This window comes from Pseudomonas sp. NFR09 (assembly GCF_900111535.1).
Lineage (GTDB): Bacteria > Pseudomonadota > Gammaproteobacteria > Pseudomonadales > Pseudomonadaceae > Aquipseudomonas > Aquipseudomonas extremorientalis.
In genome coordinates this window covers 28,547-43,259 of the sequence record NZ_FOIH01000010.1, presented here as the reverse complement: position 1 = coordinate 43,259, position 14,713 = coordinate 28,547, and the positions used below count along the sequence as shown (strand labels likewise).

General features: G+C 57.9%; 16 protein-coding genes. 3 read left to right on the top strand and 13 right to left on the bottom strand.

Annotated elements, in window-relative coordinates; translation table 11 throughout:
• Positions 1-77 precede the first annotated feature (77 nt).
• On the top strand, positions 78-638 hold the full coding sequence (locus BMX59_RS21615) for a cysteine hydrolase family protein (protein WP_093125544.1): 561 nt from the start codon (positions 78-80) through the stop codon (positions 636-638).
• A 21-nt stretch (positions 639-659) separates the two neighbouring features.
• Here the strand turns inward: BMX59_RS21615 and tam are convergent, their stop codons facing one another.
• The gene (gene tam, locus BMX59_RS21610) at positions 660-1,421 is read right to left on the bottom strand and encodes a trans-aconitate 2-methyltransferase (protein WP_093125540.1); all 762 of its coding nucleotides are present in this window, start codon (positions 1,419-1,421) and stop codon (positions 660-662) included.
• Positions 1,422-1,522: 101 nt separating this feature from the next.
• Here tam and BMX59_RS21605 point away from each other — a divergent pair, with 101 nt between their 5' ends.
• On the top strand, positions 1,523-2,440 hold the full coding sequence (locus BMX59_RS21605; protein WP_175486698.1) for a LysR family transcriptional regulator: 918 nt from the start codon (positions 1,523-1,525) through the stop codon (positions 2,438-2,440).
• 57 nt (positions 2,441-2,497) lie between these two features.
• Here the strand turns inward: BMX59_RS21605 and BMX59_RS21600 are convergent, their stop codons facing one another.
• Together BMX59_RS21600 and BMX59_RS21595 are read right to left on the bottom strand one after the other, a co-directional pair.
• Complete coding sequence (locus BMX59_RS21600; RefSeq protein ID WP_003232445.1) at positions 2,498-3,013, bottom strand: single-stranded DNA-binding protein; 516 nt, start codon at positions 3,011-3,013, stop codon at positions 2,498-2,500.
• Between the two features lie 9 nt (positions 3,014-3,022).
• A complete protein-coding gene (locus BMX59_RS21595; RefSeq protein ID WP_071489835.1) occupies positions 3,023-4,417 on the bottom strand; it encodes an MFS transporter in 1,395 nt (464 codons plus the stop codon).
• Positions 4,418-4,595: 178 nt separating this feature from the next.
• Here BMX59_RS21595 and uvrA point away from each other — a divergent pair, with 178 nt between their 5' ends.
• Positions 4,596-7,430, top strand: a complete 2,835-nt coding sequence (gene uvrA / locus BMX59_RS21590; RefSeq protein ID WP_093125529.1) for an excinuclease ABC subunit UvrA — start codon at positions 4,596-4,598, stop codon at positions 7,428-7,430.
• 65 nt (positions 7,431-7,495) lie between these two features.
• Here uvrA and bfr read toward each other — a convergent pair whose 3' ends face one another.
• The 10 genes from bfr to rplO form a co-directional block, all read right to left on the bottom strand.
• Entirely contained in the window at positions 7,496-7,960 is a 465-nt protein-coding gene (bfr, locus tag BMX59_RS21585) for a bacterioferritin (protein ID WP_033900044.1), read from the bottom strand.
• 155 nt (positions 7,961-8,115) lie between these two features.
• On the bottom strand, positions 8,116-9,564 hold the full coding sequence (locus BMX59_RS21580) for a catalase (protein WP_092250512.1): 1,449 nt from the start codon (positions 9,562-9,564) through the stop codon (positions 8,116-8,118).
• A gap of 238 nt (positions 9,565-9,802) precedes the next feature.
• On the bottom strand, positions 9,803-10,189 hold the full coding sequence (gene rplQ / locus BMX59_RS21575) for a 50S ribosomal protein L17 (protein WP_003176402.1): 387 nt from the start codon (positions 10,187-10,189) through the stop codon (positions 9,803-9,805).
• Positions 10,190-10,230: 41 nt separating this feature from the next.
• Positions 10,231-11,232 (bottom strand): DNA-directed RNA polymerase subunit alpha, encoded by a 1,002-nt coding sequence (rpoA, locus tag BMX59_RS21570; protein ID WP_003176403.1) that lies wholly within the window; start codon positions 11,230-11,232, stop codon positions 10,231-10,233.
• 22 nt (positions 11,233-11,254) lie between these two features.
• Positions 11,255-11,875: a 30S ribosomal protein S4 gene (rpsD, locus tag BMX59_RS21565; protein WP_003176404.1), complete on the bottom strand. Its 621-nt coding sequence runs from the start codon at positions 11,873-11,875 to the stop codon at positions 11,255-11,257.
• A gap of 18 nt (positions 11,876-11,893) precedes the next feature.
• Positions 11,894-12,283, bottom strand: coding sequence for a 30S ribosomal protein S11 (rpsK, locus tag BMX59_RS21560; protein WP_002555466.1), 390 nt, complete (start codon positions 12,281-12,283; stop codon positions 11,894-11,896).
• Between the two features lie 30 nt (positions 12,284-12,313).
• Entirely contained in the window at positions 12,314-12,670 is a 357-nt protein-coding gene (rpsM, locus tag BMX59_RS21555; protein ID WP_003194635.1) for a 30S ribosomal protein S13, read from the bottom strand.
• 129 nt (positions 12,671-12,799) lie between these two features.
• The gene (gene rpmJ / locus BMX59_RS21550) at positions 12,800-12,916 is read right to left on the bottom strand and encodes a 50S ribosomal protein L36 (RefSeq protein WP_002555468.1); all 117 of its coding nucleotides are present in this window, start codon (positions 12,914-12,916) and stop codon (positions 12,800-12,802) included.
• 28 nt (positions 12,917-12,944) lie between these two features.
• Positions 12,945-14,273, bottom strand: coding sequence for a preprotein translocase subunit SecY (secY, locus tag BMX59_RS21545; protein ID WP_003176406.1), 1,329 nt, complete (start codon positions 14,271-14,273; stop codon positions 12,945-12,947).
• Positions 14,274-14,711, bottom strand: coding sequence for a 50S ribosomal protein L15 (gene rplO, locus BMX59_RS21540; RefSeq protein WP_003176407.1), 438 nt, complete (start codon positions 14,709-14,711; stop codon positions 14,274-14,276). It lies immediately after the preceding gene.
• Positions 14,712-14,713: the final 2 nt, after the last annotated feature.

Here is a 14,713-nt window from a genome sequence, read left to right as displayed (position 1 = left end):
ATTGTCGGTGCAGCCAATCCCAGGTGTGGGCGCCAGCTAAGATACTGGCCCCATCAACCCATCACGAGGCAACACACATGGCCAAGCAAGCGCTCATCCTAATCGATATCCAGAACGACTACTTCCCCCAGGGCAAGTGGCCACTTGACGGCGTGGACGCCGCAGCGGACAAAGCCGCGCAGGTGCTGCAAGCATTTCGCCAGGCGGGCGATGCGGTGATTCATGTGCGCCATGAGTTCACCTCCGATGACGCACCGTTCTTCACGCCCGGCTCCGAGGGTGCGCACCTGCATGGCAAAGTGTTGAACGAGGGCAACGAGCCGGTGGTGCTCAAGCATTTCGTGAATGCGTTCCGCGAGACCAACCTGCGAGCCCTGTTGGAACAGCGCAGCATCACGGACCTGGTAGTGGTCGGCAGCATGAGCCACATGTGCATCGACGCGGTGGTGCGGGCGGCGGCGGACCTGGGCTACACGGTCACGGTGATTCATGACGCGTGCGCCACGCGGGACCTGGAGTTCAATGGGCAGGTGATTCCGGCGGCGCAGGTGCATGGGGCTTACATGGCGTCGCTGGCGTTTGGGTATGCGAGCGTGGTGTCGGCGGATGAGTATTTGAAGGCGCAAGCGGCGGCATGACCGCCACTTGTCCTTTGGACGTCAGCGGGTCGCGATGATGAACAGGCGCGGAAACGGTAGTAGTACAGTGCCGTCAGCCAGGGCCGGATAGGCACGGGTCATTCGCGCCTGGTATTCCTGCAGGAAAGCGGTTTTTTCGCTGTCGGCCAAAGGCGCGAGGAAGGGCCTCAGCGCCGATGCCTTGAACCACTCCACTACTGCCGCGTGGCTCGCCAACGGGTGCTGGTAGGTGGTGCGCCACACATCGACCGTACTGCAATGTTTGCTCAGCAGTTCGTAGTAGTAGCTCGCCGTGTGGCGCTCGTTGTGTTTGACCGCACCGATCTTTGCCGACCATGGACCTTCTGCCGCGACTTCGCGGGCGAGCTGGTGGGCGGGTTCGTCGAGGTTGTCCGGGGTTTGCACCGCCAGCGTACCGCCGGGCGTCAGTTGGCGGACCAGGTGCGGGTACAGCGTGGCGTGGTCCGGCAGCCATTGCAGGGACGCATTGGCCAGGATCACATCGAAGGCGCGCGCAGGGTTCCAGGCACCGATATCCGCCAGTTCGAAGTTCAATGTCGGTAGCCGTTTGCGGGCGTCGACCAGCATGTCATCGGAACTGTCCATACCGGTGATGTGCGCTTGCGGGAAGCGCTCGGCGAGCACCTCAGTCGAGTTACCGGGACCGCAGCCTAAATCGACGGCATTGTGCACTTCAACGTTCGGAATGGCCGCGACCAGGTCACGGACAGGGCGGGTGCGCTGCTGTTCGAACATCGTGTACTGCTTGGCTGACCAGTTCATCACGGCTTTCCTTCTTCTTGAGGATGTCCACAGCCTAAATCTTGTGAGCCATGAGAACAAATGCCAGGATTGATGCACTCCCATACCTGAAAAGTATACCTATGCTGGAACTTCGCCAACTCAAGGCCTTTGTGGCCATCGCCGAAGAAGGCTATATCACCCGCGCTGCCGAACGCCTGGGCATGCAGCAACCGCCGTTGACGCGGATGCTGCAAAGCCTTGAGGCCGAACTGGGTGTGGTCTTGATGGAGCGCCTGCCCCGTGGCGTGCGGCCCACGACGGCCGGGCTCGCATTGCTGGACGAAGCACGTGAGATTCTCGCCCAGGCAGATGGGATTGCAGAGGTGGTGCGCCGCGCCGCACGGGGCGAGCGTGGGCGCCTGGCGATCGGGTTTACCAGCTCGGCGGCGCTGCATCCCTTTGTGCCGAGTGTATTACGGCGGTTTCGCGAAACCTTTGTCGGCGTGACAGTGGTGCTGGAGGAAGCCGGGACCGGCGAACTGCTGGACGCGTTGGTCCATGAGAAGCTCGATGCAGCATTTATCCGCTCGCCCCTCAGCGCAACCCAGTCGCTGCAAGACGAACCGATCCTGGTGGAGCCCATGTTGCTGGCGTTGCCCACGGATCATCCTCTGGCAATCGATCCGGGATCTCCCCTGCCCTTGTCGGCATTGGCGACCGAGTCCTTCGTGCTCTACCGCCGGCGTGTGGGGCTGGGTTTGTACGACGCAATTCTGGTGGCCTGCCGTGAAGCAGGGTTCAGCCCGCAGGTGGTGCAGGAAGCTCCGCGCATGACCGCGACCCTAAGCCTGGTGGCTGCTGGACTTGGGGTGTCCATCGTGCCGGCGTCGATGCAGCGCTTGCGCGGGGATGGCATCGTTTATCGGGAATTGACGGAGTGCCGCAGCCTGGTGGCGCCGTTGCATTTGGCGACGCGGATCGATGACGGTTCGGCGATGCTGCAGCGGTTCAAGGAGATGGTTGTCACCGCCGCCTCGACTGAAGCTGATCACGGGTGATAAAAAACCCCCGAGGCCTGAGCCAGCGGGGGTTCTGTGTGTTCCAGGTGTTAAACCTCAGAACGGGATATCGTCATCAAAGCTGTCGAAATCCGGAGCCGGTTGCGGCGCGGCCTGTTGTGGCGCTGGACGCGACTCACGCTGTGGCTGCTGGCTTGGCTGCGGGCGCGACTGCTGTGGACGCGGAGCCGAGTTGGACATGCCGCCCTGGCCCTGTTGGTCGCCCTGTGGACGGCCGCCCAACAGTTGCATGGTGCCTTGCATGTCGACCACGATTTCAGTGGTGTAACGCTTGATGCCGTCTTTTTCCCACTCGCGGGTCTGCAGCTTGCCTTCGATGTAGACCTGCGAACCTTTGCGCAGGTACTCGCCGGCGATCTCTGCGACCTTGCCGAACATCGACACACGGTGCCATTCGGTTTTCTCGACCTTCTGGCCGGTCTGCTTGTCGGTCCACTGTTCGCTGGTCGCCAGACTCAGGTTGGTCACGGCGTTACCGTTAGGCAAGTAGCGAACTTCGGGATCCTGGCCGCACGTACCGACCAATATGACTTTGTTAACCCCACGGGCCATAACGTTCTCCTAGGCTGGGCGCGCTGTCGGCACTGGGTTGACCAGTTGCTCGAGCGTCGCGCGATCCAATAATTCGGTGTCCAATTTGATGTAGATGGCGGCTTCTTCAGCAACAACCACGGCATCGGTAACCCCAGTAACGGCCTTAAGGCGCTCGACCAGACCGGCTTCGCGGATCGCTTCGGGCGATAACGGCAAGCGCAGACTCGTCACATAGGGAGGTTCGCGCATGGTAACAGCAAAGGCCAGCCAGAGGGCAGCCAGACCTGCGCATCCAAGGAACACAACCGACAAACCGCCATGCTGGAACATCCAGCCACCCATGATGCCGCCCAGTGCGGAACCCAGGAACTGGCTGGTGGAATACACCCCCATCGCCGTCCCTTTGCCGCCGGCCGGTGAAACTTTACTGATCAGCGAAGGCAGCGACGCCTCCAGCAGGTTGAACGCGGTGAAGAACACCACCGTGCCGATTACCAGCGCCCGCAGACTGTCGCCGAACTGCCAGAAGAATAGCTCAGTGAGCATCAGCGTCGCGACGGCGCCGAGCAAAACTCGTTTCATTTTGCGTTTCTTTTCGCCGTAGATGATGAAGGGGATCATGGCGAAGAACGAAATCAGCAGCGCAGTAAGGTAGACCCACCAGTGCTGCTCCTTGGGCAGGCCGGCTTTTTCTACCAAGGCCAGAGGCAAGGCGACAAAGCTGCACATCAGCATGGCGTGTAATACGAAGATACCTAAATCCAGGCGCAGCAGGTCCGGGTGCTTGAGCGTCGGCAACAGGGCCTTGCGCGCGACGCCTGACTCACGGTGCTGCAACGTGCCAGTGGAGCGCGGCACCATGAAGGCCACGATCACGATGCCGAACAGTGCCATACCGCCTGTGGCCAGGAACAGCCCGTGCAAACCAAACGCGCGAGTCAGCAAGGGCCCCACCACCATGGCCACGGCAAACGACAGGCCGATGGTCATGCCGATCATGGCCATGGCCTTAGTGCGATGTTGTTCGCGGGTCAGGTCGGACAGCAACGCCATGACCGCAGCGGAAATCGCGCCCGCGCCTTGCAGGATGCGCCCGGCGATCACGCCCCAGATGGAATCGGATTGAGCCGCGAGCACGCTGCCGAGGGCGAACACGATCAGCCCCAGGTAGATCACCGGGCGGCGACCGATACGGTCGGAAATGATCCCGAACGGGATCTGGAAAATCGCCTGGGTCAGGCCATAGGCGCCAATCGCCAGGCCGATCAACGCGGGGGTTGCGCCTGCGAGATCCATTCCATAGGTCGCCAGCACCGGCAACACCATAAACATGCCCAGCATACGGAAGGCGAACACCAGGGCCAGACCGCTTGCCGCTCGGGTCTCGCCGCTACTCATGCGTTCGCTGTGGGGATCGTGCATGGAAAAACCTCGTGTGAACCGGCGGCGATTCTACCAGTCCCATCGATTGAGAGGGTATATGCGGCGCTTTGCCGCGCAGCTTTCATCTAAGGCTGCAAGCGGCCTTTTGACAGTGTATATTCATCCAGTCTTTAGCCGTATACTCCGGCATTATTTACGCCCGCCGTGCGAGGCCATCTTGGACAAGATCCTGATTCGTGGGGCTAGAACCCACAACCTGAAGAACATCGACCTGACCCTGCCCCGGGACAAACTGATCGTCATCACCGGCTTGTCCGGGTCCGGCAAATCGTCGCTGGCGTTCGACACGCTGTATGCCGAAGGCCAGCGCCGCTATGTGGAATCCCTGTCGGCCTATGCCCGGCAGTTCCTGTCGATGATGGAAAAGCCCGACGTCGACACTATTGAAGGCCTGTCGCCGGCCATTTCCATCGAGCAGAAGTCGACCTCCCATAACCCGCGTTCCACCGTGGGCACCATTACCGAAATCTACGATTACCTGCGCCTGCTGTATGCACGCGTGGGTATTCCGCGTTGCCCGGACCACGACATTCCCCTGGAAGCCCAGACCGTCAGCCAGATGGTCGACCTGGTGCTGGCCCAGCCGGAAGGTGCCAAGCTGATGCTGCTGGCACCGGTGATCCGTGAGCGCAAGGGCGAACATCTTTCCGTTTTCGAAGAGCTGCGTGCGCAAGGTTTTGTGCGTGCGCGGATCAACGGCAAGCTGTATGAGCTGGACGAAGCGCCGAAGCTCGACAAGCAGAAGAAGCATTCGATCGATGTCGTGGTCGACCGCTTCAAGGTGCGCGCCGACCTGCAGCAGCGCCTGGCGGAATCCTTCGAAACCGCATTGAAACTGGCCGACGGTATTGCACTGGTGGCGCCGATGGACGACGAGCCAGGCGAAGAGATCATCTTCTCCGCCCGGTTTGCCTGCCCGATCTGCGGCCACGCCATCAGCGAGCTGGAACCCAAGCTGTTTTCCTTCAACAACCCGGCCGGCGCCTGCCCGACTTGTGATGGCCTGGGCGTGAAGCAGTTCTTCGACATCAAGCGCCTGGTCAACGGTGACCTGACGCTGGCGGAGGGGGCCATTCGCGGCTGGGATAGGCGCAACGTCTATTACTTCCAGATGCTGGGGTCGTTGGCGTCGCACTATAAATTCAGCCTGGAAGTGCCTTTCAACCAACTGCCGGCGGACCAGCAGAAGGTCATCCTGCATGGTAGCGGCTCGCAGAACGTCGACTTCAAGTACCTGAACGACCGTGGCGATATCGTCAAGCGCTCCCACCCATTCGAAGGCATTGTGCCGAACCTTGAGCGTCGCTACCGCGAGACTGAATCGGCCAGCGTGCGCGAAGAGCTGGCGAAATTCCTCAGCACCCAGCCTTGCCCGGATTGCCGCGGCACGCGCCTGCGTCGTGAGGCGCGGCATGTATGGGTGGGCGAAAAGACCTTGCCGGCGGTGACCAGCCTGCCGATCGGTGATGCCTGCGAATACTTTGGCGTGCTCAAACTGACCGGTCGCCGTGGGGAGATCGCCGACAAGATCCTCAAGGAGATTCGCGAGCGGCTGCAGTTCCTGGTCAACGTAGGCCTGGATTACCTGTCGCTGGATCGCAGCGCCGATACCTTGTCCGGCGGCGAAGCCCAACGGATTCGCCTGGCCAGCCAGATTGGTGCCGGCCTCGTGGGTGTGCTGTACATCCTTGATGAGCCGTCGATTGGTTTGCACCAACGTGACAACGATCGCCTGCTGGGTACGTTGAAACACCTGCGGGATATCGGTAACACGGTGATCGTGGTCGAACACGATGAAGACGCGATTCGCCTGGCGGATTACGTGGTCGACATCGGCCCGGGCGCGGGTGTGCATGGTGGGCACATTGTCGCAGAGGGCACGCCTGCCGAAGTCATGGCGCACCCGGACTCGCTGACCGGCAAGTACCTGTCCGGCCGCGTGAAGATCGAAGTACCCGCCAAACGTACGCCACGCAACAAAAAGCTGGCGCTGCACCTCAAGGGCGCGCGTGGCAACAACCTGCGCAATGTCGACCTGGAAATTCCACTGGGCCTGCTGACCTGCGTGACCGGTGTTTCCGGCTCGGGCAAGTCGACGCTGATCAACAACACGCTGTTCCCGTTGAGTGCCACCGCCCTGAATGGCGCGACCACCCTGGAAGCGGCGGCCCATGACAGCATCAAGGGCCTGGAACACCTGGATAAGGTGGTCGATATCGACCAAAGCCCGATTGGCCGTACACCGCGCTCCAACCCGGCGACCTACACCGGACTGTTCACACCGATTCGTGAGCTGTTTGCGGGTGTTCCGGAATCACGCTCAAGAGGCTACGGACCGGGCCGGTTCTCGTTCAACGTCAAGGGCGGCCGCTGTGAAGCGTGCCAGGGCGATGGCTTGATCAAGGTGGAGATGCACTTCCTCCCGGACATCTACGTACCGTGCGATGTGTGCAAGAGCAAGCGCTATAACCGCGAGACGCTGGAGATCAAATACAAAGGCAAGAGCATCCATGAAACCCTCGAGATGACCATCGAGGAAGCGCGCGTGTTCTTTGACGCGGTTCCGGCGCTGGCGCGCAAGCTACAGACCCTGATGGATGTAGGCCTTTCATATATCAAGCTGGGGCAGTCAGCTACGACGCTGTCTGGTGGTGAAGCACAACGGGTGAAGTTGTCTCGTGAGCTGTCCAAGCGCGACACCGGCAAGACCTTGTATATCCTTGATGAGCCGACCACCGGCCTGCACTTCGCGGATATCCAGCAACTGTTGGACGTGCTGCACCGCCTTCGCGACCACGGCAATACCGTGGTGGTGATCGAGCACAACCTTGATGTGATCAAGACGGCCGACTGGCTGGTAGACCTGGGGCCGGAAGGTGGTTCCAAGGGCGGTCAGATTATCGCCGTAGGTACGCCGGAGCAGGTTTCCGAAATGCCGCAGTCACACACTGGTTACTACTTGAAACCACTGTTGGAACGCGACCGGGCCTGACTTTTTCGGGCCCAATGAAAAGCCCCTGTCACTTTGCAGTGACAGGGGCTTTTTGCTGCCGGGAATCAGAACTGCGATTGCAGGTAATTCTCCAGGCCAATCAACTTGATCAGGCCCAACTGCTTTTCCAGCCAGTAGGTGTGATCTTCTTCGGTATCATTCAACTGCACCCGCAGGATTTCCCGAGTGACAAAGTCGCTGTGCTGTTCACAGAGCTCGATGCCTTTGCAAAGCGCGGCACGGACCTTGTACTCGAGGCGCAGGTCGGCGGCGAGCATGTCAGGGACCGTGGTGCCCACATCCAGGTCATCCGGACGCATGCGCGGCGTGCCTTCGAGCATGAGGATACGGCGCATCAGTGCGTCGGCGTGCTGTGCCTCTTCTTCCATTTCGTGGTTGATACGCTCGTAGAGCTCGGTAAAGCCCCAGTCTTCGTACATGCGCGAATGGATGAAATATTGGTCACGAGCCGCCAGTTCGCCCGTCAGCAACGTGTTGAGGTAATCGATTACGTCGGGGTGACCTTGCATCGCCCTACATCTCCCTGCTTGAAAGTCTGTAGTTTGAACCATGATGACTCGAAGGTCACGGGACCAACGGCAGAAAAGTGAAGATTTTCCGAGAAAAGTAGCGGATTTAACGCAAAAACCGCCCAAATGAGGGCGGTTCTGCTTATCGTTTAGAGTCAGCTAAGCGATACACCCAACGCCTTTGCGATTGCTTCTCCATAAGCAGGATCAGCCTTGTAGAAGTGTTGCAGCTGGCGCTGAACGACGTCGCTGGAAACGCCACCCATTGCGCCGGCAATGTTGTTGGTGAGCAACGCTTTCTGCTCATCGCTCATCAGGCGGAACAGCGCACCTGCGTGACTGTAGTAATCAGTGTCCTCTCTGTGATCGTAGCGGTCAGCCGCGCCATTAAGTGCCAGTGCAGGCTCTGCATACTGTGGCGCTTGCTTCGGTGCATCGGCGTAGCTGTTCGGCTCGTAATTAGGCGCCGCACCACCGTTACTGCCGAATGCCATCGAGCCATCACGCTGGTAGCTGTTTACTGGGCTACGTGGGGCGTTCACCGGCAGTTGCTGGTGATTGGTACCAACGCGGTAGCGGTGGGCATCTGCGTAGGCGAATACACGACCTTGCAGCATGCGGTCTGGCGACAGGCCTACGCCTGGAACCATATTGCTCGGACCGAATGCGGCTTGCTCCACTTCAGCAAAGTAGTTCTGCGGGTTGCGGTTCAACTCCAGTTCGCCGACTTCGATCAAAGGGAATTCCTTCTGCGACCAGGTTTTGGTCACATCGAAAGGATTCTCGTAATGAGCGTTGGCCTGGGCCTCGGTCATGATCTGGATGCACACGCGCCATTTCGGGAAGTCACCGCGCTCGATCGCATCAAAGAGATCGCGCTGGGCGTAATCAGGGTCAGTACCGGCCAAACGCGCAGCTTCGGCCGGTGCCAGGTTCTTGATGCCCTGTTTGGTTTTGTAGTGCCACTTGACCCAGTGACGCTCGCCCTTGGCGTTGATCAGGCTATAGGTGTGGCTGCCAAAACCGTGCATATGGCGGTAGCCATCGGGAATGCCACGGTCGGAAAACAGAATGGTGACCTGGTGCAACGCCTCAGGGGAGTGAGACCAGAAGTCCCACATCATTTGCGCGCTTTTCAGGTTGCTTTGCGGCAAGCGCTTCTGGGTATGGATGAAGTCAGGAAACTTCAATGGATCGCGAATGAAGAACACAGGGGTGTTGTTACCCACGATGTCCCAGTTGCCTTCTTCGGTGTAGAACTTAAGGGCGAAGCCGCGTGGGTCGCGCTCGGTATCAGCCGAACCGCGCTCACCACCTACCGTAGAAAAGCGCAGGAAGGTCGGCGTCTGCTTGCCGACGGACTCGAACAACTTAGCACTGGTGTATTGGGTAATGTCTTTGGTGACTGTGAAAGTGCCATAGGCACCCGAGCCTTTGGCGTGTACACGGCGCTCAGGGATGTTTTCACGGTTGAAGTGAGCGAGCTTCTCAATCAGGTGAAAATCGTCGAGGAGCAACGGGCCGCGCGGGCCTGCGGAACGGGAATTCTGGTTGTCCGCAACGGGAGCACCGCTGGCGGTCGTAAGGATTTTATTCTGGCTCATGCTCAATTTCCCTCAGGTCGGACTTGGAACTGCCGGCTAATCGGCTTGCAGGGAGTATTGATCATCAACATGACGCCTACAAATTCATTAAATTGTAGGCTTCGATAGAAAATAACTACCAAACTCCCCTCGTGCCATAGTGCCAAGCACAATCGACGGAAGCTTGTACAAATCGCGCTTTTCTTACTCGCACAAAAAACCGGGCACTAGGCCCGGTTCTTCGTTACAGCTTGTCGTCTTACTCGGCGCTTACAGCTTCGCCAGCAGTAGCACGATCAACCAACTCGACGTACGCCATAGGCGCGTTGTCGCCAGCGCGGAAACCGCACTTGAGGATGCGCAGGTAGCCACCCTCACGGGTAGCGTAACGCTTGCCCAGGTCGTTGAAGAGCTTACCAACGATAGCTTTCGAACGAGTACGGTCGAAAGCCAGACGGCGGTTAGCCAGGCTGTCCGTCTTGGCCAAAGTAATCAGCGGCTCAGCAACGCGACGCAGTTCTTTAGCTTTCGGCAGTGTAGTTTTGATCAGCTCGTGCTCGAACAGCGACACCGCCATGTTTTGGAACATGGCCTTGCGGTGCGAGCTGGTACGGCTCAGGTGACGACCACTTTTACGATGACGCATGGTTCATTCCTTACCAAACTCACGTTCGGTGATTACGACGATCAGGCAGTCGCCTTGTCGTCCTTCTTAAGACTTGCAGGCGGCCAGTTGTCGAGGCGCATGCCGAGGGACAGACCGCGGGAGGCCAGAACGTCCTTGATTTCAGTCAAGGATTTCTTGCCCAGGTTCGGAGTCTTCAACAGTTCTACTTCGGTACGCTGAATCAGGTCGCCGATGTAGTAAATGTTTTCCGCCTTAAGGCAGTTAGCCGAACGTACAGTCAGTTCCAGATCGTCAACCGGGCGAAGCAGGATCGGATCGATCTCGTCTTCCTGCTCGATTACCACTGGTTCGCTGTCACCCTTGAGGTCGACGAACGCAGCCAACTGCTGTTGCAGGATGGTTGCAGCGCGGCGAATAGCCTCTTCAGGATCCAGAGTACCGTTGGTTTCCAGATCAATAACCAGCTTGTCCAGGTTAGTACGCTGCTCGACACGGGCGTTTTCCACCACGTATGCGATGCGGCGAACCGGGCTGAACGAAGAGTCAAGCTGCAAGCGACCAATGCTGCGGCTTTCGTCTTCATCGCTCTGACGCGAGTCGGCCGGTTCATAACCACGACCACGAGCTACGGTGAGCTTCATGTTCAGAGCGCCGTTAGACGCCAGGTTAGCGATTACGTGATCGGGGTTAACGATCTCGACATCATGATCCAGCTGAATATCGGCAGCGGTAACCACCCCCGAACCCTTCTTCGACAAGGTCAGCGTAACTTCGTCACGGCCGTGCAGCTTGATAGCCAGACCTTTAAGGTTCAACAGGATTTCAATTACGTCTTCCTGTACACCTTCGATGGCGCTGTACTCGTGGAGCACACCGTCAATCTCGGCCTCGACTACTGCACAGCCGGGCATTGAGGACAACAGGATGCGGCGCAGCGCGTTGCCCAGGGTGTGGCCAAAACCACGCTCGAGAGGCTCGAGAGTGATCTTAGCGCGGGTTGGACTGACAACCTGCACATCAATGTGGCGGGGTGTCAGGAACTCATTTACCGAAATCTGCATGGATGCACCTATTTTCTAGCCCTTACTTGGAGTAGAGCTCGACAATCAGGCTTTCGTTGATGTCGGCGGACAGATCACTGCGAGCAGGAACGTTCTTGAAAACGCCCGACTTCTTCTCAGTGTCTACTTCTACCCATTCTACGCGGCCACGTTGGGCACACAGATCGAGAGCTTGGACAATGCGAAGTTGGTTTTTTGCTTTCTCGCGAACTGCGACCACGTCACCAGCACGAACCTGGTAGGACGGAACGTTTACGGTCTGACCGTTAACGCTGATCGACTTGTGCGATACCAGCTGACGGGATTCGGCACGAGTCGAACCAAAGCCCATACGGTATACAACGTTGTCCAGACGGCATTCGAGCAGTTGCAGCAGGTTTTCACCGGTTGCACCTTTCTTGCCAGCAGCTTCTTTGTAGTAGCCGCTGAACTGACGCTCGAGAACGCCGTAGATACGACGGACCTTCTGCTTTTCACGCAGTTGGGTGCCGTAGTCGGACTGGCGACCGCGGCGTTGGCCGTGGATACCAGGTGCTGCTTCGATGTTGCACTTCGATTCGATCGCGCGCACGCCGCTCTTCAGGAAGAGATCGGTGCCTTCGCGACGAGCGAGTTTGCATTTTGGACCAATGTAACGAGCCATTCTTTACAATCTCCTGGATTACACGCGGCGCTTCTTCGGCGGACGGCACCCGTTGTGCGGGATTGGCGTCACGTCGGTGATGCTGGCGATCTTATAGCCACAGCCGTTCAAAGCACGGACAGCAGACTCACGACCTGGACCTGGACCTTTGACGTTAACGTCGAGGTTTTTCAGGCCGTATTCCAGCGCAGCTTGACCAGCACGTTCAGCAGCTACTTGAGCAGCAAACGGGGTGGACTTGCGGGAACCGCGGAAACCCGAACCACCGGAGGTAGCCCAAGAAAGCGCGTTACCTTGACGGTCGGTGATGGTCACGATGGTGTTGTTAAAAGAAGCATGGATGTGGGCGATGCCATCAACCACTGTCTTTTTAACTTTTTTACGAGGACGAGCAGCAGGTTTTGCCATGATAATTTTCCTGTCGATTCGCTGGGGCGATTACTTGCGGATCGGCTTACGCGGACCTTTACGGGTACGCGCGTTAGTCTTGGTACGCTGACCGCGTACTGGAAGACCACGACGATGACGCAGACCGCGATAGCAACCGAGGTCCATCAAACGCTTGATTTTCATGTTGATTTCGCGACGCAGGTCACCTTCAGTGGTGAACTTCGCCACTTCGCCACGCAGCTGTTCAATCTGCTCGTCGCTCAGATCCTTGATCTTAGCGGCTGGATTTACACCAGCGACTGCGCAAATTTTCTGCGCAGTAGTGCGACCAACACCATAGATGTAGGTCAGCGAGATAACAGTGTGCTTGTTATCTGGAATGTTAACGCCTGCAATACGGGCCATTCAGTGGGACTCCAATTGACAGCTACCTACGCCCCGGAAGCCAAGAAATAGGGCGCGAGATAATATCGCTGTAATAACAAATAATCAACCCGGCAGCGCACTAGCTGCCGGGCTTCAAGCGGATCACACTCAGCCTTGGCGCTGTTTGTGACGCGGTTCCGCGCTGCAAATTACTCGAACAACACCTTCGCGGCGAATAATCTTGCAGTTACGGCACAGCTTTTTCACCGATGCACGAACTTTCATCACCAACTCCTCGAACCTTATGGGGTACTCAGCGCAACATGCCGCTGCCGTAGCCCTTCAGGTTGGCTTTCTTCATCAGGGATTCGTACTGGTGCGAAACGAGGTGCGATTGTACTTGGGACATGAAGTCCATCACAACCACGACCACGATCAGCAACGAGGTCCCGCCAAGGTAGAACGGAACGTTTGCTGCAACCACCAGGAACTGGGGCAACAAGCACACGGCCGTCATATATAGAGCACCGAACAGGGTCAAACGAGTCAGAACGCCATCAATGTAGCGCGCAGACTGCTCACCTGGACGGATGCCCGGAATAAAGGCACCGGACTTCTTCAGGTTTTCCGCTACGTCTTTCGGATTGAACATCAACGCCGTATAGAAGAAGCAGAAGAAAATAATCCCTGCACTAAACAGCAGAATATTCAACGGCTGACCAGGAGCGATCGACTGAGAGAGGTCCTGCAGCCAGCCCATATTTTCAGACTGACCAAACCAGGTACCCAACGAAGCCGGAAACAGCAAAATGCTGCTCGCGAAAATTGCCGGAATAACGCCGGCCATATTCACTTTCAGCGGCAAGTGGCTGGTCTGCGCAGCAAAAACCTTACGGCCCTGCTGACGCTTGGCGTAGTGAACAGCAATACGACGCTGACCACGCTCAATGAACACCACAAAACCGATAATCGCTACTGCCAGCAAACCGATGGCAACCAAGGCAAAGATATTGATATCGCCCTGACGTGCAGACTCGAAAGACTGCCCAATCGCTCTCGGAAGACCGGCGACGATACCTGCGAAAATCAACATCGAGATACCGTTGCCAACACCACGCTCAGTAATCTGCTCACCCAGCCACATCATGAACATCGCACCAGCCACAAACGTGGATACCGCGACGAAATGGAAGCCAAAGTCACCAGTGAACGCAACACCCTGCCCGGCTAGGCCAACGGACATGCCGATAGCTTGAACCAGGGCGAGGATGACAGTGCCGTAGCGGGTGTACTGGCTAATCTTGCGACGGCCAGCTTCACCTTCCTTCTTCAACTGTTCCAGCTGCGGACTGACGGCGGTCATCAGCTGCATGATGATCGATGCCGAGATGTACGGCATGATCCCCAGTGCAAAGATGCTCATCCGCTCCAGCGCACCGCCGGAAAACATGTTGAACAAGCTAAGAATGGTCCCCTCATTCTGTCGAAACAGGTCTGCGAGTCGGTCCGGGTTGATACCTGGAACCGGGATGTGTGCGCCTATTCGGTAGACGATAATCGCCAGGAACAGAAAACGCAGACGAGCCCAAAGTTCAGACATACCGCCTTTGCCGAGCGCTGAGAGAGCACCTTGCTTAGCCATTTATTCCTCGAACTTGCCGCCAGCTGCTTCGATAGCCGAACGCGCACCTTTGGTGGCGCCGATTCCCTTGCCGATAGTGACAGCGCGAGTCACTTCACCGGACAGCATGATTTTCACACGCTGTACGTTGACGTTGATCACGTTGGCATCTTTCAGGGTCTGCACAGTAACGATGTCGCCTTCCACTTTAGCCAGCTCGGACAGACGCACTTCTGCGCGATCCATGGCTTTCAGGGATACGAAACCGAACTTAGGCAGGCGACGATGCAGCGGCTGTTGACCGCCTTCAAAGCCTGGAGCGATGGTGCCACCGGAGCGGGAGGTTTGACCTTTGTGGCCACGGCCACCAGTCTTACCCAAACCGCTACCGATACCACGGCCCGGACGATGCTTTTCGCGACGGGAACCCGGCGCTGGACTCAGATCATTGAGTTTCATCG

What these genes read in the sequence shown, in the direction of transcription:
- rpsK (WP_002555466.1), bottom strand. Translation starts at nt 12,283, where the DNA reads ATGGCAAAACCTGCTGCTCGTCCTCGTAAAAAAGTTAAAAAGACAGTG.
- BMX59_RS21595 (WP_071489835.1), bottom strand. Translation starts at nt 4,417, where the DNA reads ATGCACGATCCCCACAGCGAACGCATGAGTAGCGGCGAGACCCGAGCG.
- BMX59_RS21605 (WP_175486698.1), top strand. Translation starts at nt 1,523, where the DNA reads ATGCTGGAACTTCGCCAACTCAAGGCCTTTGTGGCCATCGCCGAAGAA.
- rpmJ (WP_002555468.1), bottom strand. Translation starts at nt 12,916, where the DNA reads ATGAAAGTTCGTGCATCGGTGAAAAAGCTGTGCCGTAACTGCAAGATT.
- rplO (WP_003176407.1), bottom strand. Translation starts at nt 14,711, where the DNA reads ATGAAACTCAATGATCTGAGTCCAGCGCCGGGTTCCCGTCGCGAAAAG.
- bfr (WP_033900044.1), bottom strand. Translation starts at nt 7,960, where the DNA reads ATGCAAGGTCACCCCGACGTAATCGATTACCTCAACACGTTGCTGACG.
- BMX59_RS21615 (WP_093125544.1), top strand. Translation starts at nt 78, where the DNA reads ATGGCCAAGCAAGCGCTCATCCTAATCGATATCCAGAACGACTACTTC.
- rpsD (WP_003176404.1), bottom strand. Translation starts at nt 11,875, where the DNA reads ATGGCTCGTTACATTGGTCCAAAATGCAAACTCGCTCGTCGCGAAGGC.
- rpoA (WP_003176403.1), bottom strand. Translation starts at nt 11,232, where the DNA reads ATGCAGATTTCGGTAAATGAGTTCCTGACACCCCGCCACATTGATGTG.
- secY (WP_003176406.1), bottom strand. Translation starts at nt 14,273, where the DNA reads ATGGCTAAGCAAGGTGCTCTCTCAGCGCTCGGCAAAGGCGGTATGTCT.
- BMX59_RS21600 (WP_003232445.1), bottom strand. Translation starts at nt 3,013, where the DNA reads ATGGCCCGTGGGGTTAACAAAGTCATATTGGTCGGTACGTGCGGCCAG.
- rpsM (WP_003194635.1), bottom strand. Translation starts at nt 12,670, where the DNA reads ATGGCCCGTATTGCAGGCGTTAACATTCCAGATAACAAGCACACTGTT.
- BMX59_RS21580 (WP_092250512.1), bottom strand. Translation starts at nt 9,564, where the DNA reads ATGAGCCAGAATAAAATCCTTACGACCGCCAGCGGTGCTCCCGTTGCG.
- tam (WP_093125540.1), bottom strand. Translation starts at nt 1,421, where the DNA reads ATGAACTGGTCAGCCAAGCAGTACACGATGTTCGAACAGCAGCGCACC.
- rplQ (WP_003176402.1), bottom strand. Translation starts at nt 10,189, where the DNA reads ATGCGTCATCGTAAAAGTGGTCGTCACCTGAGCCGTACCAGCTCGCAC.